Genomic DNA, 21,492 nt, shown 5'->3' on the forward strand with positions numbered 1-21,492 from the left:
CCCATGGCTCATCCGTAGCCTTCAACCTACAGTATGGTAGGCAGCCCTTATGCGCTCAATTTGCGGTGCATCATGTTGGGCCGTGATAATTTCGGGGCGGACCAAGGAAATTGACTAGCTTTTACGATCGGCCGATTCTGAACTCGCCGTACCGGGCGCCGGAACTGCACCATCCTCTCGACGACAATGGCCAGCCTCTCGAAGGTGAGCCGAGGCGTGGGCGCCGGCCGTCTCGCTTTATCGTGCCGGTTCCGGCTTCGCGGAAGAAGGCGGCCAGCGATCAGCCGACGCTTGATCTCGAAACCTATACGGAAAACGCGCTGATCAACGAAATTCGCGGCTATCTCGATAGCTGGCGCCAGTTGCGCAATCCGGCCGACTGGGGCGTCACCGGCGTAACCCAGCGGCTGCTCGAACACTGGCGCCATCACCAATTCAATGGCCCCACGCCGTTCTTCTGCCAGGTCGAAGCGGTCGAAACCATCATCTGGCTGACGGAAGTCGCGCCGAAACGTGCGGCGACGAAGGGACTGCTCGATCAGTTGGCCAAGGCCAACGCGGAAGCCAATCCGGAGCTGTTCCGTCTGGCCATGAAGATGGCGACGGGCAGCGGCAAGACGACCGTCATGGCCATGCTGATCGCCTGGCAGTCGGTGAATGCGGCCCGCAAGGACTCGAAGGATTTCTCCCGCGCCTTCTTGATCATCGTCCCTGGCATTACCATTCGCGATCGTTTGCGCGTGCTGTTGCCGAGCGAGCGGGACAATTATTACGAGACCCGCGAGATCGTGCCGCCGGAGATGCTGCCGGAAGTCCGCCGCGCCGAGATCGTGATCACCAACTATCACGCATTTCAGCATCGCGAGACCTTGTCGTTGCCAAAGGTCGCGCGCAGCTTCCTCCAGGGCAACGCGCCCGAACCGATCAAGACCACCGAAACCGATGCGGAGATGCTCGCTAGGGCGTGCGGCAAGCTGCTGAACTACGATCGCGTCAACGTCATCAACGACGAGGCGCATCATTGCTACCGGCACAAGGTGGGCGACGATGCCGAAGGCACTTTGACCGGTGACGACAAGAAGGAGGCTGCCGAGAACGAGGAAGCCGCGCGACTCTGGATCAACGGCATCGAGGCGCTGGGCCGGAAATTGTCGAAGGGCGTGCGGGCGGTCTATGACCTGTCCGCCACGCCCTTCTTCCTGCGCGGCTCGGGTTATCCCGAAGGCTATCTTTTCCCCTGGGTCGTGTCCGATTTCAGCCTGATGGACGCCATCGAGAGCGGCATCGTCAAGCTGCCGCGCGTGCCGGTTACCGACAACCTGGTGCAGACCGATACGGTCGTCTATCGCGATCTGTGGAAGCACATTGGCAAAAGCCTGCCGAAGACGGCCGCAGGCGCCAGCAAGTTGAGCTCCCTCCATCTGCCCAACATGCTGCAAACAGCGCTGAATGCGCTCTACAGCCATTACGAAGGCGAGTTTGACCGCTGGGAACGCGCCGGCATCGGCGTGCCGCCGGTCTTCATCGTCGTGTGCCAGAATACTGCGATCTCCAAGCTGGTGTTCGAATGGATCGCCGGTTTCGAGCGCGGCGACACTGACGCGGGCGAACGCGCGGGATTCCAGCCCGGTCATCTGAAGCTGTTTCGAAATTACGATGATCAAGGCGGCCGCTTTGCCCGTCCGCGCACGCTCCTGATCGACTCGCGCCAGATCGAATCCGGTGATGCCCTGGACAAGGGTTTTCGCGACGCTGCGGGCCCGGAGATTGAACTGTTCAGGCGCGAGCGCAGGAATCGCGAGGGCGCGGGCTCGCAGGGCGAAGAGAGCGAAAGCGAGCTGCTGCGCGAGGTCATGAACACCGTCGGCCGCGTTGGCCGGCTTGGCGAACAGATTCGCTGCGTCGTATCGGTGTCGATGCTGACCGAAGGATGGGACACCAATACCGTGACCCACATTCTCGGCGTTCGCGCCTTCGGCACCCAGCTGTTGTGCGAACAGGTCATCGGCCGCGGTCTGCGCCGCCAGTCCTACGACCTCAATCCAAAGACCGGACTGTTTGACGTCGAATATGCCGACATCATGGGCATCCCCTTCGACTTCGCCTCGTCCCCGCAAAAGACAACCCCGACCGCGCCGAAGCCTGTCACACGAGTCCATGCGATCAAGGAGAGGAGCGAGCTCGAAATCGTTTTCCCCCGAGTGAGCGGTTATCGCCGTGACCTGCCGTCGGACAAGCTGGAAGCCAAGTTCACCGCCGACAGCCGTCTTGAGATCACGCCACTCGACATCGGCCCGACCTCCGTGGTGATGGAGGGCATCGTCGGCGCGGGGGTCACGATCACGCCGCAGGTGCTGGAGCGATTGCGACCCTCGGAGATCAGTTTCAATCTGGCCAAGCACCTCCTCTACAGCCAATTCCTCGACGACGAGGGCTTTCCTAAACAGCACCTCTTTCCCCAGATACAGCGGATCGCGCGACGATGGCTCGACGAGGGTTATCTCGTCACGCGAGGCGTGCCGATCGGGGCGATCCTGTATCAGGACCAGCTCGCCCGTGCCGCGGAAAAGATCAACATCGCGCTGACGCGTGGCAGCGAGGGCCGACTCCTGGCGGTGCTCGATCCCTACAATCCCAAGGGGTCGACCCGCTTCGTCAATTTCATCACCTCGAAGCCGGTCTGGAAGACGGGTGCACAGCCGCCGAAGTGCCAAATCAGCCATGTCGTCCTCGACTCAAGCTGGGAAGAGCAACTCGCGCTGACTCTGGAAAACAATCCCCGCGTGCTCGCGTACGCCAAGAACCAGGCGATGGGCTTCGACATCCCCTACCTCGACGCAGGCGTGATGCGTCACTACGTTCCCGATTTCCTCGTCCGGCTCGATATCGGCGAAGACGAACCGCTGAACCTGATCCTCGAAGTCAAGGGCGTCAGGGACGAGAGCGACAAGGCCAAAGCGCAGACGACTCGCGATCTGTGGGTGCCGGGCGTCAATGCGCTCGGTGGCTTTGGACGCTGGGCGTTCGCCGAATTTCGCGACTGGGCGGCGATGGATGAGGATTTCGCCACACTGGTCGACCGACTGTTGAAAAAGGTTCTAGCCTGATGGCCCGTTCGCCGAAATCGCCCAACAAATCATCCAAGCAGGTCGACGCGCTGAAGCATGACGCCGCGAGCCGGCGCAATATTCCGACGGCGGAGATGGAAAGTTTTTTCCGCCGCGATGAGGATGCTTCGCCGATGCCGCCCAAGCATTATCCGCGCGCCCGACCGCTGGCGGAAGGCAAGACGCGCACCGCGGAGGAGCCACGCGCACCCGAACTGATCTGGAACGGGGCGAAGATCACCATCACGCCGGAACAGATGAAGGAGCTGGCCGAGACCGGTACGCTGACGCTGTCGGACGCGCAACTGGTCTGGCGCGGCAAGGACAGGCAGGACTGGTCCGACCTCGTCGTCAACGTGCCGCCGCTCTACATTCAGGAGAAGATTCACCCCAAGGCGATCATCGACGATCTGAAGCGCCGTACGGCCGAGAAACGCGAGGCGGAGAGTGCCGCGCCAGATCTGTTCGCCGACTTCAATGGCATCGAGCCGGACCAGCGCGCTGAATTCTATCAGCACGACCAGCATTGGTCTAACCGCATGATTCTCGGCGATTCATTGCAGGTGATGGCGAGCCTCGCTGAGCGCGAAAGCCTGCGCGGCAAGGTGCAGTGCATATACTTTGATCCGCCTTACGGTATCAGATTCAACTCGAACTGGCAGGTCTCAACCCAGTCGCGCGATGTCAAGGACGGCAAGCAAATTGACATCAGTCGCGAGCCCGAACAGGTCAAGGCGTTCCGTGACACCTGGAAGGACGGGATTCACAGCTACCTCACCTATCTGCGCGATCGCATGATGGTCATGCGCGATCTGCTTACTGAGAGCGGCTCGATTTTCGTACAGATTGGGGACGAAAATGTACACCGTGTACGAGCGGTCATGGATGAAGTATTTGGAGCGGAGAACTTCTTGTCGCTCATTGCGATTACGAAGGGTGCCGCGGGCCTCTCGGCAAGTGGCAGAATGCCAGCCAGGTTAGACTACATCATATGGTACGCACATAGTGCTGGGGCCGTAAAATACCGACAGCTTTTCACGCTGAAGAATGACGGCAACGACCCTAATTTTACGTGGATTGTCTTACCATCGGGAGAACGCCGGCGCCGCAGCGAGGCTGAGAGAGATGGCGCTCCGCTACCGGAATCGTCATTCTTTGGACAGGACGTTTCTCTCACAAAACCTGGCCCAGGCGCCAAGTATGAGTTGGAATACTTAGGCAGAAAGTTCAATTCGGGAACACGATGGTGGGGCACCCCCAAGCCTCAGCTAGAGCGCGCGCTTAGGTCGGGTCGAATAATAGCTATTGGGAATTCTCTCAGACATTTGAGATATTTACATGAAAGCAGCCTAACGGCTATTGGCAATCTGTGGGATGGCTTTCTGGGACAGAATGCGCCGGTCTACGTCGTCCAGACCAATACGGATCTCGTGCAACGCTGTATTCTAATGGCGAGCGACCCCGGCGATCTGGTTCTAGATCCCACCTGCGGTTCTGGCACGACGGCTTATGTCGCCGAGCAATGGGGCAGGCGTTGGATCACCGTCGACACTAGCCGCGTCGCGTTGGCGCTGGCGCGAACGCGCCTGATGGCGGCGCGCTATCCTTGGTATCTGCTTGCCGATAGCCGCGAGGGCCGCGCAAGGGAGGCCGATCTCCAGCAGCGTGCGCTGCCTGACGCGTCCGTCCAAAACGATATTCGTCAGGGATTCGTCTACGAGCGCGTGCCGCACGTCACACTGAAATCGATCGCAAACAATCCTTTGATCGACGACATATCGGACAAATGGCAAAGGGTGCTTGAGCCGCTGCGCGCCGCGATCAACAAAGCGACCAAGAACAATTGGGAGGATTGGCAGATCCCGCGTGAACTGCCCGCCAAAACTTCCGCCGCCGCTGCCGAACCGCACGCTAAGTGGTGGGAAGCGTGGACTGCCCGCCAGCGCGAGATCGACGCCAGCATCGCCGCTCGTGCCGATGTCGAATACCTTTATGATAAGCCTTACATCGACAATGCCCGAGTCCGCGTCGCAGGACCCTTCACGGTGGAGAGCCTGTCGCCTCATCGCGTGTTGCCCGCGAGCGAGGAGGAACTGATTGACCTGCTCGACGCCGCTGAGGGCAAGCGTTCCGTCGCCGATGCGGACCTCGCGGGGCACGATTTTGCGGCCATCGTGATGGACTACCTCAAATCCGAAGGCGTCAAGCAGCAGGACAAGGGCGACCGCATCACGTTCGAGAGCCTGACACCGTGGCCGGGTAATTTCATCGGCGCCAGCGGCACCTTCATCGAAGGCGAGGATGGTCCCGAGCGTCGCGCCGCGATCCTGATCGGTCCCGAATATGGGACTGTAGGGCGGCAAGACATCGTCGCAGGCGCGCGCGAGGCGGTCGATGCGCGCTTCGACGTGCTAATCGCCTGCGCCTTCAATTTCGATGCCCATTCCTCCGAGCTTGACAGTCTGGGTAGCCTCAAGATTCTGAAGGCGCGTATTAATCCCGACATGCACATGTCGGAGGAACTAAAGAATACCGGGCGCGGCAACATGTTCGTCGTGTTCGGCGAGCCGGACGTGGTAATCTTGGACGACGGCGGACCCGAGATTCGGGTGAAGGTGAACGGCGTCGACGTGTTCGATCCCAACACCGGTGATATCCGCTCCAACGACACCAAGGGCATCGCCGCGTGGTTCATTGACACCGACTACAACGAAGAAAGCTTCTTCGTTCGCCACGCCTATTTCCTGGGCGCCAATGATCCATACAAGAGCCTGAAGGTAGCGCTGCAGGCCGAGATCGACGAGGACGCCTGGGCGACGCTCTATTCCGACACCTCGCGCCCGTTTGCGCGGCCAGCTGGCCGCCGCATTGCGGTAAAGGTGATCAATCATTTCGGCGACGAGGTTATGAAGGTGTTCGGGGTTTAGGAGGGGGCGTCCGATGGCACTCGGTCCACTTAGCAATGCTAACTATTCTGACTTCTTCATCGAGTCTGTCGCATCATCAGGTTTGAATAATTATGAGGTGCAAAGACTCACAGGAAGTAGGCTCACCATAACCTTCGAAAAGGACAACACAACCTACCGGTACAGGATACTGTTGTTTGCTGTCGGAGGAAGCGGGAGAAGTAACGCTCTCGAACGACGTATCGAGATCACGTCGACATACGCAGGGGGGAATCTAGTGGCCCTCCCGGGGTTTTCAGATCTTGTGATAGGAATCGATCGGCAAGGGCGAAATATGATAGGGTTAGATCCACGCCGCTTGCAGTTTGGCGGATCAAGTCACAATGCATCTACTTTTGTTTATTTGCCCGCACTTGATCGCCTGAGATCAATGGATTTTTTTCTATTTCCAAATGACCGGCAAACTCTATTTTTGAAAGAATACCAAGTCTATTTTAAGCCCCGCTTTGTTGGCAATTATTTGGCCGAATTTTCTTTGCTGCACGGAAGCGGTCTGAGACAGACACCCTTGGTCCACGTCGACGACTCGCTTTCCGATGCGATAGAAGAACTTGCGGCTTTTGGATCGAAGCAAAAGTTGAGCTATCAACAGCAGGTTGAGCTAGCTCTAAAGAAGATGGAAATTGGCCGGGTCGGTGAAGCATTTGTACTGGAGCAGGAGCGGGCAAGACTGAGGGCGGCTGGAAGATCTGATCTAGCTAAAAATGTTGATTGGGTAAGCCAAAGGCAACCGTACGTAGGATATGACATTAAGAGTTTCAAAAATACTGGTGATTCCGAGTTTATTGAAGTTAAGTCATCATCAGGCGTCTTAAAGAGTTTCTATTTGACAGAAAACGAACTCAGACAGGCACGAAGGCTGTCCCAAAAGTATAGGATCGCGTGCGTGTCGAATGCCCTTAAATCGGCTTCAGTCAGGAACATTGTAAACCCCGCTGGAGAGATCGACGACGGTCGCCTTGCGGCGTCCGCTGTCTCATACAAGGTCCTTGTTTGAGAAATTCTGAAAGATCCAAGTGTCGCGATTATCGGTGGACTTCCTCATTGCCGACACCTTCACCGCGTCGTTCAATCGGCTTTCCGGTATCGATCAGAAGGCGGTAAAAGCGAGCGTCTTCGACCTGCAAATGGACCGCACCGGCAATGGTCTCCAGCTGCATCGGATCGACAAGAGCAAGGACCCGAATTTCTGGTCGGCGCGGGTCAATCGCGATATCCGGCTGATCGTCCATAAAACGAGCGAAAGCTTGCTCGTCGCTTACGTCGACCACCACGACGCCGCCTATGCTTGGGCGGAGCGCCGGCGGATCGAGGCGCATCCCCGGACCGGCGCGATCCAGATCGTTGAAGTTCGCGAGCAGGTGGCGGAGGTCGCGCCGCCGGCGACGTTCGATTTTGTGTTTCCCGAGCCGGCCAAGAACGACGCGATCAAGCCCGCGTTGTTTTCGTCATTGGACGACAATGCGCTTCTCTCGGTCGGTGTGCCCGTTGATTGGCTGGCCGATGTCCGCGCGGCCGATGAAGACGGTTTCTTCACGCTGGCGGCCCATCTTCCCGCCGAGGCCTCCGAGGCCTTGCTCGAATTCGCTGCGACTGGAAAGCTGGCGCCGCCGGCTCCGCCGACGGCTGATCCCTTCAGGCATCCCGATGCGCTGCGCCGCGTTCGGCTGATCGCGGATCAGGACGAGCTGGAACTGGCGCTTGCCTTTCCGTGGGAGAAATGGGGCGTCTTCCTCCATCCGTCGCAACGTTCGCTGGTCGAGCGCTCCTTCGCGGGGCCGGCCCGCGTGGCGGGATCGGCGGGCACCGGCAAGACTATCGTCGCAATCCATCGCGCGGTGCGCCTCGCCCGCGAAAACCCAGCCGCAAAAATACTCTTGGCGAGCTTTTCGCAGCCTTTGGCCGATGCCTTGGCGAAAAAACTCCTGGTCCTCGCGCCTGAGACAGGCGGCGTCGTGCCCCGGATCACGACGTCGTCGTTTCGCGGGATCGCCGAGCAGATGTATCAGCTTGAGCACGGCGTCCGCCCTCGCATTGCATCCGACGCCATCCTGCGCGAGCGGCTGCGCGCCGCCTCTGCCGCGACCTCTCTCAAGGGCTTTTCAGAGCGCTTCCTGCTGTCCGAGTGGACCAACGTCGTCGACGCCTGGGGGCTGGCATCGCTGGATGCCTATTCGACCGTCGAACGAATAGGCCGCAAGAGCAGGCTTGGCCCTAATCAGCGCGCCCGCCTGTGGCCCGTCTTCGCGGCGGTCCGCGAGGCGCTGGCGACTGAGCGCTATACGACTTGGGCAAATGTTTTTACCGATTTGGCGAGAGCTCTTGAAGGCCGCGCGTCAAAGCCGTTCGAACATGTTGTTATTGACGAGGCTCAGGACCTGGCCCCTGCAGAGTTGCGGTTTTTCGCAGCGCTGGCGCCGACAGGACCGAACGGCCTGTTCTTGTCCGGCGATATCGGTCAGCGCATCTTCCAGCATCCTTTTTCTTGGGCGAGCCTTGGTGTCGATGTGCGAGGCCGATCGCACACCCTCAAGGTCTGCTACCGCACCTCGCAACAGATTCGTCGCGCTGCCGATCGCCTCTTGCCTACGGTCCTGCGCGATAGCGACGGCCTGGACGATGAGCGCCGTGGAATCATTTCGGTGTTCGATGGTCCCCCGCCCGAGGTCAAATCCTTCGCCACCATCGCAGCAGAGGCAGAAGCGATCCGACAGGCGATCGAAGGCTGGCTAGGTTTGGTCTCTCAGGAGGTTGTCCATCTGGTCTGAACCGAGGAAGCTGAGGTTGCGAAGCTTCAGTATTCCAAGGAAAGACCAGATGAACGTCCACAAGAATGCGCCTTTGACGCCCAAAGGTCGAGAGGCGATGGTGCGCAGCGTCGTCGAGGGCGGGCTGAGCCCAGCCGACGCGGCCCACCAGTTCAACACGACAGCGAAGACCGTTGCCAAATGGGTCAAGCGGTTCCGCGCGGAGGGTGTCGAAGGGTTGCGGGATCGCTCCTCGAGGCCTCTTTCATCGCCAAGCCAAACCCCGCCAGCCACGCGCGCCGCCGTCGAGACGTTGCGCCGGCAGCGCCACACCGGCAAGCAGATCGCAGCCGAGGTTAAGGTGTCGCCGGCCACTGTCAGCCGCATCCTTCGTCACTTGGGATTAAGCCGGATACGCGATCTGGAGCCCGCCGAACCGGTGCGCAGGTACGAACGCGAGCAGCCCGGCGAACTCATCCATATCGACATCAAGAAGCTCGGCAGGTTCGTCAGACCAGGCCACCGCATCACACACGATCGCCAGATGGGCGAAAGCCGTGGCGCCGGCCACGAGTTCGTCCACGTTGCCATCGACGATGCATCGCGCCTGGCCTTCTCCCAGATCCGGCAAGATCAAAAAAAGGAGAGCGCCATCGCCTTCCTCAAGGAGGCCGTCACCTACTACCGCAGCCTCGGCATGAAGGTCACCGGCATCATGACCGACAACGGCTCCTGCTACCGCGCCAAGGCCTTTGCCAGAGCGTGCAGCAAGCTCGGCCTCAAGCACATCTTCACCAGGCCCTACAGACCGCAAACAAACGGCAAGGCCGAGCGCTTCATCCAGACAGTGCTCCGTGAGTGGGCTTATGCTCGGGCCTACGACACCTCAGATCAGCGCGCCAAAAACCTGCCAATCTGGCTTCATCACTACAACTGGCATCGCCCGCACGGCAGTCTGCAAGCCAAACCACCCATCAGCCGCCTCGGCCTACCGATGGACGACCTCCTGAGATTCCACAGCTAGGCGACGGAATCGCAGCCCATGAAATCGGCTTGTTTGTCCGGACCCCAGAACTCGTCGTGCGCGCGCGGACTGCTATCGAAGGGTTGCCGAGTGCAGTCGAAATCGTGACTGCTCAAATGAGCCTGGCCAAGGGTTTGGAGTTTCGCGCCGTAGCCGTAATGGCGTGCGACGAAGGCGTCCTGCCGCTCGACGAGCGCATCGCTGATGCCGCGGACGAGGCAGAACTCGACGACATCTATGAAACCGAAAGGCGCCTTCTCTACGTCGCGTGCACTCGGGCGCGTGAACACCTGCTGCTTACGGGAGTGACACCGGTTTCCGAATATTTGGCTGATCTGGACGCGACTGGTGGCAATACAGAATGACTGATCAGGCGGCGAACAGGTATTTCGGAATTTTGGCATTATGCCCCTGTTTTGCCCGACGAGTCAAACGACGAGCGACGTCATCCGAAGCTCGCCGAGCCTACGATCGCGGCTTTTAGCGGACCGCGAAGGGCGTCTGGAAGCTAGGCAGCCGCGTCGGTCGCTCCGTGCGCGTTGCATCCACGTAAGTCATTGATCTAACAGCTGCCGTCTACTGTGCATGGGGTTGTTTTCGATATTTTCTTGTTGTCCGGTCGTGAAAGGCCCTCGCAGAGCGGCGGCAGGTTGAACCTGCACCCGCTGCGATCCGACTTAGCAAGGTCCCGCCCCCGGCCTGAGAGCCACGTGATCCACCACAATGTTCGACAAGACCTACCGCCAGCGCCTCGAAGCTGACCTCACCCAATGGGAAGCCGATGGCGTGATCGCGCCGATGGCTGCCGCCTCCATCCGTAATGTGCTGCCGCCGGTCTCGCCGGGCATCAACATCGCCGTGGTCGTCGGCATCGTCGGCGGCCTGTTGATCGCGGCTGCGTTCCTCGCCTTCGTCGCGGCGCACTGGACCGAGATCGCGCGACTGCTGCGGTTCGCGATCCTGTTGGCCGGCATGATCGTCGCCGGCGGCTTGGGCGCGTGGTTCGCAACGTCCGGCCGCGCGGTTCTTGCCGATCTCTGCGCCAGCATCGGTGCGATCATCTTCGGCGCGGGCATCGCGCTGGTCGGCCAGATGTATCATCTGGGCGACGACTTCGCCGGCGGCATGCTGCTGTGGTCGATCGGGGCGTTTGCCGCAGCGCTGCTGACCGGCTCGCGCGGCGCGCTCGCGATCGGTCTCGTCGCCGCCTGCATCTGGACCTGCATGCGTAGCTATGATGCGCCTGACCATCTGCATCTTCCGTTCGTGGCGGTGTGGCTGATCGCGGCCGCGCTCGCGCTCGCGTGGAATTCCCGCATCGCGGCGCATCTCGTCGCGGTCGCGGTGCTGCCGTGGTGGATCGCGACCTCGCTCCGCTTCGAACTCGATGGCGCCCAGCCATCCTTCGTGCTCGCGAACGGTGCGGCGCTGCTGTTCGGCGCCGGGCTCGCGATCGCCGCAACGCGCTCGCCGCGGGCGGTTCTGCTCGGGAGCGTCCTGTCGATCTATGGAGCGCTTTCGCTCGCCATCGTCGCGTTCCTGGAGGTGACGACGGTCGACGACATCATCCGCTTCCGCACCAGCACGGTGTCGGCACAGCCGCTGTGGGCGGTCCTGTGCGGGGCCGCGGGCGTGATCCTCGCGCTCGCGTCCGCCGCGATCACCAGGCGTGCGGGCGAAATCCTCGCGGCATGCTCGATCGGCCTCGTGCTGGTCGCGGCCCCGATCTGGCCGGTGTCCACGGCAGAGGAGCCGTGGTTCGCCTATGCCGCGCTGCTCAGCGCCATGCTGTGCCTCGTCGTCTCCGGCATGCTCGACGATGTCCGTCCGCGCATCATTGCCGGCTGGCTTGGCATCGCCGGTGTCATCGCAGGGATCACCTGGGCGGTGAAGGGCTCGCTGCTGCGGCGCTCGGCCTTCCTCGCGGCGGCCGGCCTCATCGCCGTCGTCTTTGCAACCGCGCTCAATCGTGCGCTGCCGAGGGCCGGGCGATGATCGGATCCATTACGACATTCTGGCAACGCATTCCGAAAGCCGTGCTGTTCGGCGTCGCCGTCCTGCTTCAATGCGTGCTGCTGGTCCTGATGGTCGCCGATCGCATGCAGATCCTGCGCGAAGGGCGCGAGGTGACCTTGCAGACGCAGCCGGTCGATCCCCGCGATCTCCTGCGCGGCGATTATGTCGTGCTCCGCTACGACATTTCGCAAGTGGCCGCAGGCGCGCTGGCAGGCCAACCGGCCGCCGAGCGCAAGCCCGTCGTGTTCGTGAAGCTCGCGCCCAATGCCAGCGGGCTTTACGAAGCCGTCTCGGTATCCGTCGAGCCTGTCGCGGTCACAGCGCCCGAAATCCTGATCCGCGGCCGCGTCAGCTATTCCTGCGGTTCCGGCCAGACCTTCTGCGACAAGCTCACGATCAAATACGGCCTCGAAAGCTATTTCGTGCCGGAAGGCGAGGGCAGGAAGCTCGAGCACGCCCGCAACCAGCAGAAGGTGCGCATCGTCGCCGCCGTGCTGCCCTCGGGCCGCGCCGCCATCAAGCGGCTGCTGCTCGACGGCGAACCGGTCTATGAGGAGCCGTTGTACTAGGAGTTCGTCCCGATGGTGGTCCCGCTCGGCCGGGTCCTGGCGCGATGGTTCTTGCTTGGATCGGTGGCTCTGATGCCGCCTCGCGCTGTTGCGCTCGAACCGGAGCGTCCGAGGCAAGAGGCATTTCTGACGCGCGCCTTGTTTGCGCAGGGACGCGTTTGGCTTTTGTCCGATGCCGGCATTGTCTCATCGGTGACCGAAGGGCAGGCGGAGCGGATCGTAGAGGATCTTCCCGAAAAGGCGGGCGGCCTTTGCGTCCTTGACGGGCGTCCGATGATAGTCACGCTCAGCAATGACGGCTCGGCATGGACGCTTCGTCAACGCGCCGGCAGCGCATGGACGATCATGGCCACGGTCCCGTCGGAGGGCGATAGCCTGCTCACCGTCGATTGTGCCAATGCCAAAGTCACACTACTCACTGCGCGCAGGCTTGTTGGGTTCACCGGCCAGGCGCAACATGCAGTCGCTCTCTCAGGCCGGCTGAACCAGGGGCGGGTTACCTCCATCTACGGGACGCCAGATCAGGTTTTCGTCGGCTTCAACAAGGGCGAGTGGGGCGGCGGTCTACGACGGATCGATCGCCGGAGCGGTGCAATCACCGTCGTCGAGCGAAACGCGACCGGCGAACTCTGCGGTGGTCCGCTCAATACCGAATGCGATCCGGTCAATGGAATTGCCGCCGTTCCCTGGAAACCTGACTGCATCATCGCTGCGGTCGGCCTTCTTCATTTTTCCCCGGTTGGGCGCCTGGTTGAAATCTGTGGCGACAAGATCGAGTTGCTATATGAGCGATCGGTTCGAAACGATCGTGCTGCTTCCCGGAGCGGGACTAGCGAACGCTACGATAAAGTCGCGTTCTTCGGATTGACGCGCCAGGATGACGAACTGTGGGCCGTCGGCACCGATGGACTCCATGTCATCGGCGCCGGCGGCGTTTCACGTATCGCGCCGCTGCCGAAATTCATGGATTTCGGCGGCGTTCGCATCAGCTTCGAGGCGCCGCACCTCGTTCTCGTGTTGACCAACATCAATCAACGTCACTCTGTGAGCGGTGCCGTACCGATTCTCGTGCCGCGTTGACCTGCGTGAGGCCCGTCTTCAACGCCCGCCGCAGCACGTCCCACACCCGCGGATCGCTCATATGCGCGACGTTGAAGCGCATGAAGTGTGAGGCCGTCTGCGACACGCTGAACACGTTGCCCGGCGCCAGCACGACATCCTCTTCGAGGGCGGCGCGCGCGACCGCCGTGGCATCCTGCCCGTCGGCGAGGCGGCACCAGAGGAAGAAGCCGCCGCGCGGCATCAACCAGGGCTCGATGCCCAGAGCCCCGAGTTTTCGCGCGACGTCGCGCCTTGTGCGCGTGAGCTTTTGCCGGAGCTCGTCCATGTGCTTGCGGTAGCTGCCGCCGGCCAGCACCTTTGCGATGATCCCGGTCGCGACCGGGCTCGGGCCGCCGAAGCTTGTCGCGACCTGGAGATCGACGAGATGCTCGATCCAGTCGGCTCGCCCTGCGATGTAGCCGCAGCGCACCGAGGCCGACAGCGTCTTGGAGAAGCTGCCGATGCGGATCACGCGGTTCAATCCATCCAGCGCGGCCAGGCGTGGCGAGCGCTCCGGTTCGAAGTCGCCGAAGATGTCGTCCTCGATGATGGTGAGGTCGCGGGCTGCGGCCGCGGTCAGCAGCCGATGCGCGGTCTGAAGCGAGATCGTCGCGCCGGTCGGGTTGTGCAGCGCTGAATTGGTGATGTAGAGCCTCGGCCGTTCGCTGGCGAGGATTTGCTCGAAGCGCGCAACGTCCGGGCCCGACGGCGTATAGGGCACGCTGACGATCCTCGCCTGGTGCGCGCGGAGCAATGCGCGAAAATTGAAGTAGCAGGGATCGTCGACCAAGACGGTGTCACCGGGGCGAAGCAGGAAGCGGCAGACGAGGTCCGTTGCCTGCGTGCCCGAGCCTGTCAGCATCAGTTGGTTGATCGAGGCCTCGATCCCGTCTTCGGCAAGGCGCGTCAGCAGCAGCCGGCGCAGGGCAGGGGAGCCGGACGTCGAGCCGTAATTGGTCAGCACGCTCGCGTCGGTGCGGGCGAGCGCGCGGGTGGCACGACGCAAGGCCGCCTCCGGCATCCATTCCGGCGGCAGCCAGCCGCAGCCGGGCTTCGGCACGGCATCGTCCGCATCGAGCGATTGCCTGGAGACCCAGAACGGATCGACCGCGCGATCACGGCGCGGCTCGACCTCGGTCAACGCCAGCGGCGGCATGACGGTCGGCGCGACATAATAGCCCGAGCCGCGGCGGGCGCGGATCAGGCCTTCGGCGGCGAGCCGGTCATAGGCCTCGACGACGGTGGAGGGCGAAACGCCCATCGTCGTCGCGAGGCTGCGGATCGACGGCAGGCGGTCGCCGGCGCCCAGCGCGCGGCCCGCGACCTTGGCGCGGATCGCGCTCATCACATCAAGGGTCCGCGTTCCGCCGCGGCCCTTCGATTGCGCTTCGATGTCCAAGGTGTATGACCTTCCATACCCATACAGTTTTGCGGGATTGTACTGGATTGTCACTGGTCTCGCCACCGCAGAAGGCGGAGGATCGGGGCGTGAGAAAAGCGAGACGGACATGCAACCTGCGGGCAGCGGCTGGGGCAACGGGCTCCTCGGCGTCATCATCTTCAGCGGCTCGCTGCCGGCGACGCGCGTGGCGGTCGGCGGCTTCTCCGCGCTGTTCCTGACATCGGCACGCGCGGTCATCGCGGCGCTGATCGGTGTGGCCGTGCTCGGCCTGCTGCGTCAGGCATGGCCGCAGCGGAAGGATCTCGTCTCGCTCACTATCGTCTCCATCGGCGTCGTGGTCGGCTTCCCCCTGCTGACCGCGCTCGCGCTCCAGCACATCACCTCCGCGCACTCGATCGTCTTCATCGGCTTGCTGCCGTTGTCGACTGCGATCTTTGCCGTGCTGCGCGGCGGCGAGCGGCCGCAGCCGCTGTTCTGGCTGTTCGCGGTGCTCGGCAGCGCAACGGTCGGGGGCTTTGCCCTCTCTAACGACGGCTCGGCCTCGCTCACCGGCGATCTCCCGATGGTCGCGGCGATCGTGCTGTGCGGGCTCGGCTATGCCGAAGGCGCCGCGCTGTCGCGCCGGCTCGGCGGCTGGCAGGTGATCTCCTGGGCGCTGCTGCTCGCGCTGCCGCTGATGGTGCCGGTCGCAATTCTGACGTGGCCACCGACATGGAGCGGCATCAGCGTGCCCGCCTGGATCGGGCTCGCTTATGTCTCGATCTTCAGCATGTTCGTCGGCTTCATCTTCTGGTACCGCGGCCTTGCGATCGGCGGCATCGCGCGTGTCGGCCAGTTGCAGCAGCTCCAGCCGTTCTTCGGACTCGCGCTCGCGGGTTTCCTGCTGCACGAGCCCGTCGCATGGAGCATGATCGCCGCGACCGCGCTCGTGGTCGTCTGCGTCTTCTTCGCGCGGCGGTATGCCTGAGACGGTCCATCGCGCCCGCAACGTTGATTTAGATCAACGTCCGTTCCGGCTGGCCCTATCCTCTTGGATCACATAGCCGGTATCCCGTCCACGTTTCGTGGTGAGCCGGTGATCGGTATCCTCGCTCGACTGACGGAATCCGCTCATCGTCAACCGGAGTGTCCATCGTCAATGGCTTTGTCGAAAACTCAAGCCAAGGAGGTCCTCATGCGACACGGAACTCATGTGTGGTTAGCCGGCGCCGTTGTCATCTGCGCAGCTATGGGCTCGGTGCAATGGTCGGAAGAGAATGGTCTTTCACTCTCGATTCAGAGCGCAGAAGCCCGCGTAGGGCGGCCAGCGACTCCAGCGAGTGTCGCTGGCGTTGCGCGTCGAACGACGCGCCGTGCCGTCGTCGGTGGCGCGGCCGTCGGTGCAGCGGCCGTAGGGGCCGCCGTCGTGGCGCCAACGTGCGCCCGCGTGCTGGTCAATGGCGTCTGGGTTTGCCGCTAGGAGAATGATCGCTCCTTGAGAGGTGATCGCCGCGACGGAGCTCAGCCCGCCTGCGCCGCCTTGGCTTGGCGGTCATGGCTTGGCGGTTTTGGCGTGGCAGTGGAGGTGAGGCGACCGCCTCACCCTCCTCCCATCACCGTTCGCGTCAGCGTGTTTCTTGCGAATTTCTTCAGCGGCATCGGCTTGCCGAACAGAAAGCCCTGCACGAGGTCGAAGCCGAGTTCGTTCGCGGCGACGAGGTCGGCGCGGCTCTCGACGCCCTCGGCCACGGCGCGCACGCCATAGCCATGCGAAAGCTCGACGATGTGGCGGCACACGGTGCGCTTGAGGCGATCATTGCCGCTGCCGGTGACGAAGTGCCGGTCGGCTTTCAGCTTGATGAAGGGAATCTTCTCCAGGTCCATCAGCTCCGGCCAGTTGGCGCCGAGATTGTCAATCGACAGGCCGATATTGTGCAGGCGCATCTCGCGCGCGATCTCGGTGAGGAATGCGAGATCGCGGAGCGCTTCCTCGCTGGCGATCTCGATCGTCAGCCCGCCGAAGGCCGGGTGCGTCGGCATGCGGCGGCAGAGATCGCGCACGGCCTGCGGCTCTTTCAGGTATGACGCCGGCAGATTGATCGAGAGATCGACCTGGCTGTGCTGCTCCAGCAGATAGTGCCAGTCCTGCACCGCGCGCTCGATCACGAACTCCGACAGGTCGCGCAGATGCGGATCGTGCTCTTCGGGGATGAAATAGGCCGGCGGCACCACGCCCCAGGTTGGATGCCGCATCCGCACCAGCGCCTCGGCGCCGCAGCGGACCAATGTGCGCGCGTCGATCTTCGGCTGGTACCAGAGCTCGAGCCAGCCGGCATGCAGGGCCTCGCCGACATACACTGCCGGGCTTGGCGCCGGCTCCTCCGGCAGCAGCATCGTGACACGCTCGCGCAGCGTCTCCGCAGCGAAGGGCGTCGTCAACGGCGGCAGCATGGCAAGGCCATATTCCTCGCCGACCTGCTGCACGGCCTTGACGATGATCGATTCGCGGGCGCCGACCGCCAAAACCTTGCCGTCGAAGGCTTCGCGCACCAGCGTCTCCAGAAACTGCCCGGGCTCGATGCCGTCGGCCGCGATGCCGAGCAGGATCAGGTCCGGCAACTCGCTCGTCAGCACGGCTTGCAGTTCATCGGCGTTGGCGCATTCGCTGGTGACGAAGCCGAGATCTTCCAGCACCTCCGCAAGGAAAGCGCGCAGATGGCGCTTGCTGTCCGCGATGCATGCACGCGGCGTTACCTTTCGCCGTCCGAAGGTTCTTGACCTTCGTCCGGCGAGCTCAAAAATTTCGTCGTTCATCGCAAACCACTCCCGTTCCGCGACCGGTGTTAGCGACGTGAGCAGTTTCAAATATGGAGGGCTTCAGCCGATTGTTGAATTATCTGGGTAACGTTAAAGCCCGCATCATGTCTCAAATTGTCCGGATCTCCTTCGAGAAGTTTTTACGTTTGCCCGCCCGTTGCGCACGCGCATGCGACAATCACGCGGGATTCTCACGGCGCATGATTTGGCGGCGCGCGCGCCCGTGTCCTGTAATTGGACGCGGCCGCGCGCGCGGCGTCGAATTGAATAATGGACGCCTCAATTGGGGTGGCGTTGGCGTGCTGGGCCATGCCGACCGCCTTGTCATCGCAGGTTGGATCGAACTCGGTGCGGCAGGAGCCCCCGGCGGTGTCTTCGATTGATTTCGCGCAAGCGGGAGGCCGGGCCAGTGCGCTCGCAAGCCGCGCTGCCATCGTCAAGGTCCGTCCGTTCGATCTCATCGCACGCTCCTTGCCGATGCACTCTCGGCTGCATCGAAGGACAGGAGCGGAAGAGGCGGCGGAAGAACTCGTTTTCGCGCGATGCGGGCAAGTTTCGCCGCACTAGCGTGACGGTTCTGCGACAACGAGGCCCCGTCGCAGCGGGTCGAATGTGAAACACATCACATGTGGATTGCTGCGCCTGCGCTATTGCTCCGCACAGCCGGTGGTGGGCTGTCGAGGATTACAGCAATGACGACGCGGCGAATATTGTACTGGTGGTTCTGGACCGTGCTCTCAGGGCGATTTCTGGATCGCTTCCTGTGCATGCCGCGCGCGGATTAGTCGCGCGATGCGGTATCAGGTCTGCCCGATCAATTTGCGAAACGCCGCCGCGCCATCCTGCACAGCGTCACGTCCCTTCCAGGCCAGATAAGAGAGCTTGCCGCCGAGCGTATCGTGGCTGCGCAGCCGGCGCGAGCCGAGAATGTGGCCGACATTGGAGGGGAAGCGGCTGACCTCGGCGGACACCAGCGCCGCGATCGCATCCATCAGGTGCTGGAGCCGCACGCCCCATTCGCAACTCTCGATGCCGTCGATGCGGACCTTGAGCGCATGTTCGGTGTCGTAGATGTCGGCGAGCAGGTCGCGCGCGATCAGGATCCGGTTGTGGCGCAGCGCGATCCGTAGCGCCAGGCGCTTGTCGTCGAGCCGGTCGAGCACCATGGCAACGACGCAGGCATAGGGCGTGGCGGCGACGTCGGCGGCGCTCTTGCTCGCGGCGGGCTTGGTCGCGAGGCGCACCAATTGCCAGGATGTCTTCAAGCGCCGCGCCAGCAGCGCCAGCGCGAAGGGCAGCGCGTCGGGATGGGCCTTCTTGAAGGCATCGAGCTGCGCGGTGATCTGTGCCACCTGGCCGTCGTCGAATTTCGCGATCTTCTCGGGCAGCTTTTCGTTGAACTTCGGCAACGCGTCGCCGGCGCGCAGCACATGCTGCATCTTCCTGACGTCGTCGAAGGCGGTGCGCGAGGCCGTATATTGCGCGAGCTTGCTGCGTGCGAACTCGGTGCTCTCCGCGGAGGCCAGCGTGTTCTCGAGCACCTTGACGACCTTGGTCTGGAAGATCGACGCAGTCTTCAGCACTTCCTTCGGGTTGTTGGCGGTGACCTGGTCGTTGATCGCCTTGACGTAATCGCGCGCCATGGTCGGCAGCAGGTCGCGGCAGATCCATTCCCAGATCGGGGTCAGCGTATTGCGTGAAATCCGCCCCGCATTGGCGTGCTCGGGCGCGCCGTCGATCAGCAGCAGTTCAAGCGGCGCGAAGAAATAACGCGAGGGATTGGTGGCGCGTGCCTGGGTCGATCCGTCCTTGCGGAACTCGGCGCGAAGCCTGGTCTGAACGGCGGCCGAGCCCGGCATGTCGATGCCGCACAATTCGAGCCGTTCGAGCTCGCTGAGCAGGCAGCTGCGCGACAGCGGCGTCAGTCGCTGCAGGAACTCCGATAGCTGGTCGATCTCGTCCATGGCACGCAATCTTCCGCAGCGTTTCCCGCAAGGCCTACAGGCCTGATGCGAGGAGGCATTTGCGCGCTCTCAATCGTGACCGAGAGAAGCAAGTCATTGTTAATTTATCCGTAAAAACAGGGGGGCGGCGGGCCGGGTGGTAACCCGACCGTTAACGGCGGCCGGCCCGGATGCCGCGGCGTGGAGGGATTTGGCAACCTCCACGGGATCTTCAGTGGCGTCGCGCAAGCATAAATTGTGCCCCTGCCGATGTTTCAGCACAAAACGGTCAAAATCACCGTAGTCTTACGGAGCAAAAAGTTAACCACAGAACGCCCCTCGTTCCGCTAAACGAGTCACATGGGGTCACAGAACGATACGGCCACCGATTCGCGGCCGTCGGAATGGTACGAAAGCAGCGCTGCGCCAGCTGAAGAGCTCGATTTCGTCCGCCTGAACGCCGCCCGTGCCAAGGCAGCCGACGAGATGGCCGCCGCGATTGCCCGCGAGCTCAACGGGCCCCTCACCGCGCTCCTTCTTTATATGGGCGAGATCAAGCATCACAGCGATCAGCTCGTCCCTGTGACGGGCGATCGGGTCTATTTGCAGCGCGTGGTCGAAAATGCGCTGGCGCAGACCGAGCGCGTTTGCGGCCTGGTCAAGCAGCTCGCCGGTCCGCACAAGGCTGTCTTGCCGCTCCCGTCCAGAACCGAGGATGCCGAATCCCACGCTGCCCGCGCACAGCAGGCCCAGCGTGTGCCGAGCGCGGAAGTGCTCGGCCTGTCGGGCCAGAAGCGATTGACCAAGCGCGAACGCGAGGTGCTGAGGCTGATCAGCGAGGGCTATTCGAACAAGCAGGGGGCGCTGCGGATGCAGATCAGCCCGCGGACCTTCGAGAGCCATCGCGCCGAGGCGATGCGCAAGCTGGGCGCGCGCAACACCGCGGACCTCGTCCGTGCGGCGCTGCTGCATTCGATCGACTGAGGCTCCGTGCGCCGCCGGTCGGCGTGATCAGGCTGAAACAGCCTGGGAGCCGATCGCGCTCAGAGATAATCTTCGGCGAAGGGACGCGCGCGCGACGACGGCCGCAGCGGCTTGATGTCGTCCTTCGGCGCGTTCGGGATGATCGTGATGGTCCAGCGCGGAGGCATGCTGGATTCCTGCTCCAGCACCGAACGAACGAACCCGGTCACCGTCGCCTCGCCAGACTTCACTGTGGCCGTCCGGCCGTTGAACTGTGCGATGCGGAAGCGACGGACCTCTTTCTGGTCCGCAGTCTCATAGGTGAACATGGAAACCCTCCTGGTTTCCGGCGACTATCGCCACCTATGATTAGCCATCTCTAAAAATCGCTAACCGTAGAAGTACGGCGGGTTCTGCACCGCTTCACTATTCCTGCGGCTCCTGCGCGCGTCCGGCGTCAAAGGCCGTATCCATCCGGTCCAGCAGGTCGCGGAACGCGGGTTCGCCTAGCTTGTCCGCAGATTTCTCCAGCCGCAGCGCCAGCGCCGCCAGCCTGACATAGCCGAACGTCCCGGCCGCGCTCTTCAGCGAATGCGCTTCGCGCGTGATCCGGGGCCGATGCTGGGCGAGCGCGAGCGTGCGGAACAGTTGCAGCCGTGCGCAGGTCTCGCTCCAGAACACGCTGCGCACTTCGGCCGCGCCGTCCTGGCCGATCTCTGCGACCAGCGCCTGATAGGCGCTCGGCTCGCGTGCGGGCTCGGCATCGAGCGCCCTCTGCCTGGGCGCGGCGGTCACTTCAAACATGGCTTGGCCTGTCCTGGTCAATGTTCGATCGTGGCGCGGCCGTACGGCGCGAGG

At 62.5% G+C, this 21,492-nt stretch carries 17 protein-coding genes; 12 read left to right on the forward strand and 5 right to left on the reverse strand.

The window, feature by feature from the left end; genetic code table 11:
- Positions 1-110 precede the first annotated feature (110 nt).
- The 9 genes from AB7532_RS02185 (at position 111) to AB7532_RS02225 (ending at position 13,509) form a co-directional block, all read left to right on the forward strand.
- On the forward strand, positions 111-3,107 hold the full coding sequence (locus AB7532_RS02185; RefSeq protein ID WP_441233198.1) for a BPTD_3080 family restriction endonuclease: 2,997 nt from the start codon (positions 111-113) through the stop codon (positions 3,105-3,107).
- The gene (locus AB7532_RS02190) at positions 3,107-6,034 is read left to right on the forward strand and encodes a site-specific DNA-methyltransferase (protein WP_441233199.1); all 2,928 of its coding nucleotides are present in this window, start codon (positions 3,107-3,109) and stop codon (positions 6,032-6,034) included. Before AB7532_RS02185 ends, AB7532_RS02190 begins: the two co-directional genes overlap by 1 nt.
- Positions 6,035-6,047: 13 nt before the next feature.
- Positions 6,048-7,070, forward strand: a complete 1,023-nt coding sequence (locus AB7532_RS02195; RefSeq protein ID WP_441233200.1) for a DUF3883 domain-containing protein — start codon at positions 6,048-6,050, stop codon at positions 7,068-7,070.
- Positions 7,071-7,104: 34 nt separating this feature from the next.
- On the forward strand, positions 7,105-8,841 hold the full coding sequence (locus tag AB7532_RS02200; RefSeq protein ID WP_441233201.1) for a UvrD-helicase domain-containing protein: 1,737 nt from the start codon (positions 7,105-7,107) through the stop codon (positions 8,839-8,841).
- Positions 8,842-8,890: 49 nt separating this feature from the next.
- Positions 8,891-9,844 carry an IS481 family transposase gene (locus AB7532_RS02205; protein WP_441232939.1) on the forward strand — a complete coding sequence of 318 codons (954 nt, stop codon included), beginning with the start codon at positions 8,891-8,893 and terminating at the stop codon, positions 9,842-9,844.
- 29 nt (positions 9,845-9,873) lie between these two features.
- Complete coding sequence (locus tag AB7532_RS02210; protein WP_441233202.1) at positions 9,874-10,209, forward strand: 3'-5' exonuclease; 336 nt, start codon at positions 9,874-9,876, stop codon at positions 10,207-10,209.
- Positions 10,210-10,567: 358 nt separating this feature from the next.
- A complete protein-coding gene (locus AB7532_RS02215) occupies positions 10,568-11,839 on the forward strand; it encodes a DUF2157 domain-containing protein (protein WP_441233203.1) in 1,272 nt (423 codons plus the stop codon).
- A complete protein-coding gene (locus AB7532_RS02220) occupies positions 11,836-12,429 on the forward strand; it encodes a GDYXXLXY domain-containing protein (protein WP_441233204.1) in 594 nt (197 codons plus the stop codon). Before AB7532_RS02215 ends, AB7532_RS02220 begins: the two co-directional genes overlap by 4 nt.
- Before the next feature lie 12 nt (positions 12,430-12,441).
- Complete coding sequence (locus AB7532_RS02225) at positions 12,442-13,509, forward strand: hypothetical protein (RefSeq protein ID WP_441233205.1); 1,068 nt, start codon at positions 12,442-12,444, stop codon at positions 13,507-13,509.
- Here AB7532_RS02225 and AB7532_RS02230 read toward each other — a convergent pair.
- Entirely contained in the window at positions 13,457-14,875 is a 1,419-nt protein-coding gene (locus tag AB7532_RS02230; protein WP_441233206.1) for a PLP-dependent aminotransferase family protein, read from the reverse strand. The genes AB7532_RS02225 and AB7532_RS02230 overlap by 53 nt on opposite strands.
- Positions 14,876-15,038: 163 nt before the next feature.
- Between AB7532_RS02230 and AB7532_RS02235 the strand changes: the two genes are divergently transcribed.
- Positions 15,039-15,899, forward strand: coding sequence for a DMT family transporter (locus tag AB7532_RS02235; RefSeq protein ID WP_441233207.1), 861 nt, complete (start codon positions 15,039-15,041; stop codon positions 15,897-15,899).
- 611 nt (positions 15,900-16,510) lie between these two features.
- Here AB7532_RS02235 and AB7532_RS02240 read toward each other — a convergent pair.
- The gene (locus AB7532_RS02240; RefSeq protein ID WP_441233208.1) at positions 16,511-17,725 is read right to left on the reverse strand and encodes an EAL domain-containing response regulator; all 1,215 of its coding nucleotides are present in this window, start codon (positions 17,723-17,725) and stop codon (positions 16,511-16,513) included.
- A gap of 53 nt (positions 17,726-17,778) precedes the next feature.
- On the opposite strand from AB7532_RS02240, the gene AB7532_RS02245 reads away from it, so the two are divergent.
- Positions 17,779-18,111, forward strand: coding sequence for a hypothetical protein (locus AB7532_RS02245; protein ID WP_441233209.1), 333 nt, complete (start codon positions 17,779-17,781; stop codon positions 18,109-18,111).
- A 417-nt stretch (positions 18,112-18,528) separates the two neighbouring features.
- Here AB7532_RS02245 and AB7532_RS02250 read toward each other — a convergent pair whose 3' ends face one another.
- Positions 18,529-19,692, reverse strand: a complete 1,164-nt coding sequence (locus AB7532_RS02250; RefSeq protein ID WP_441233210.1) for a hypothetical protein — start codon at positions 19,690-19,692, stop codon at positions 18,529-18,531.
- Between the two features lie 339 nt (positions 19,693-20,031).
- Here AB7532_RS02250 and AB7532_RS02255 point away from each other — a divergent pair, with 339 nt between their 5' ends.
- Positions 20,032-20,655 (forward strand): response regulator transcription factor, encoded by a 624-nt coding sequence (locus AB7532_RS02255; RefSeq protein WP_441233211.1) that lies wholly within the window; start codon positions 20,032-20,034, stop codon positions 20,653-20,655.
- Between the two features lie 59 nt (positions 20,656-20,714).
- On the opposite strand, the gene AB7532_RS02260 is transcribed toward AB7532_RS02255, so the two are convergent.
- Both AB7532_RS02260 and AB7532_RS02265 read right to left on the reverse strand, forming a co-directional pair.
- Positions 20,715-20,963 carry a hypothetical protein gene (locus tag AB7532_RS02260; protein ID WP_441233212.1) on the reverse strand — a complete coding sequence of 83 codons (249 nt, stop codon included), beginning with the start codon at positions 20,961-20,963 and terminating at the stop codon, positions 20,715-20,717.
- A gap of 97 nt (positions 20,964-21,060) precedes the next feature.
- Positions 21,061-21,438: an Hpt domain-containing protein gene (locus tag AB7532_RS02265; RefSeq protein WP_441233213.1), complete on the reverse strand. Its 378-nt coding sequence runs from the start codon at positions 21,436-21,438 to the stop codon at positions 21,061-21,063.
- Between the last annotated feature and the right edge of the window lie 54 nt (positions 21,439-21,492).

The organism is Bradyrhizobium sp. 930_D9_N1_4 (assembly GCF_052076015.1).
Taxonomy (GTDB): Bacteria; Pseudomonadota; Alphaproteobacteria; order Rhizobiales; family Xanthobacteraceae; genus Bradyrhizobium.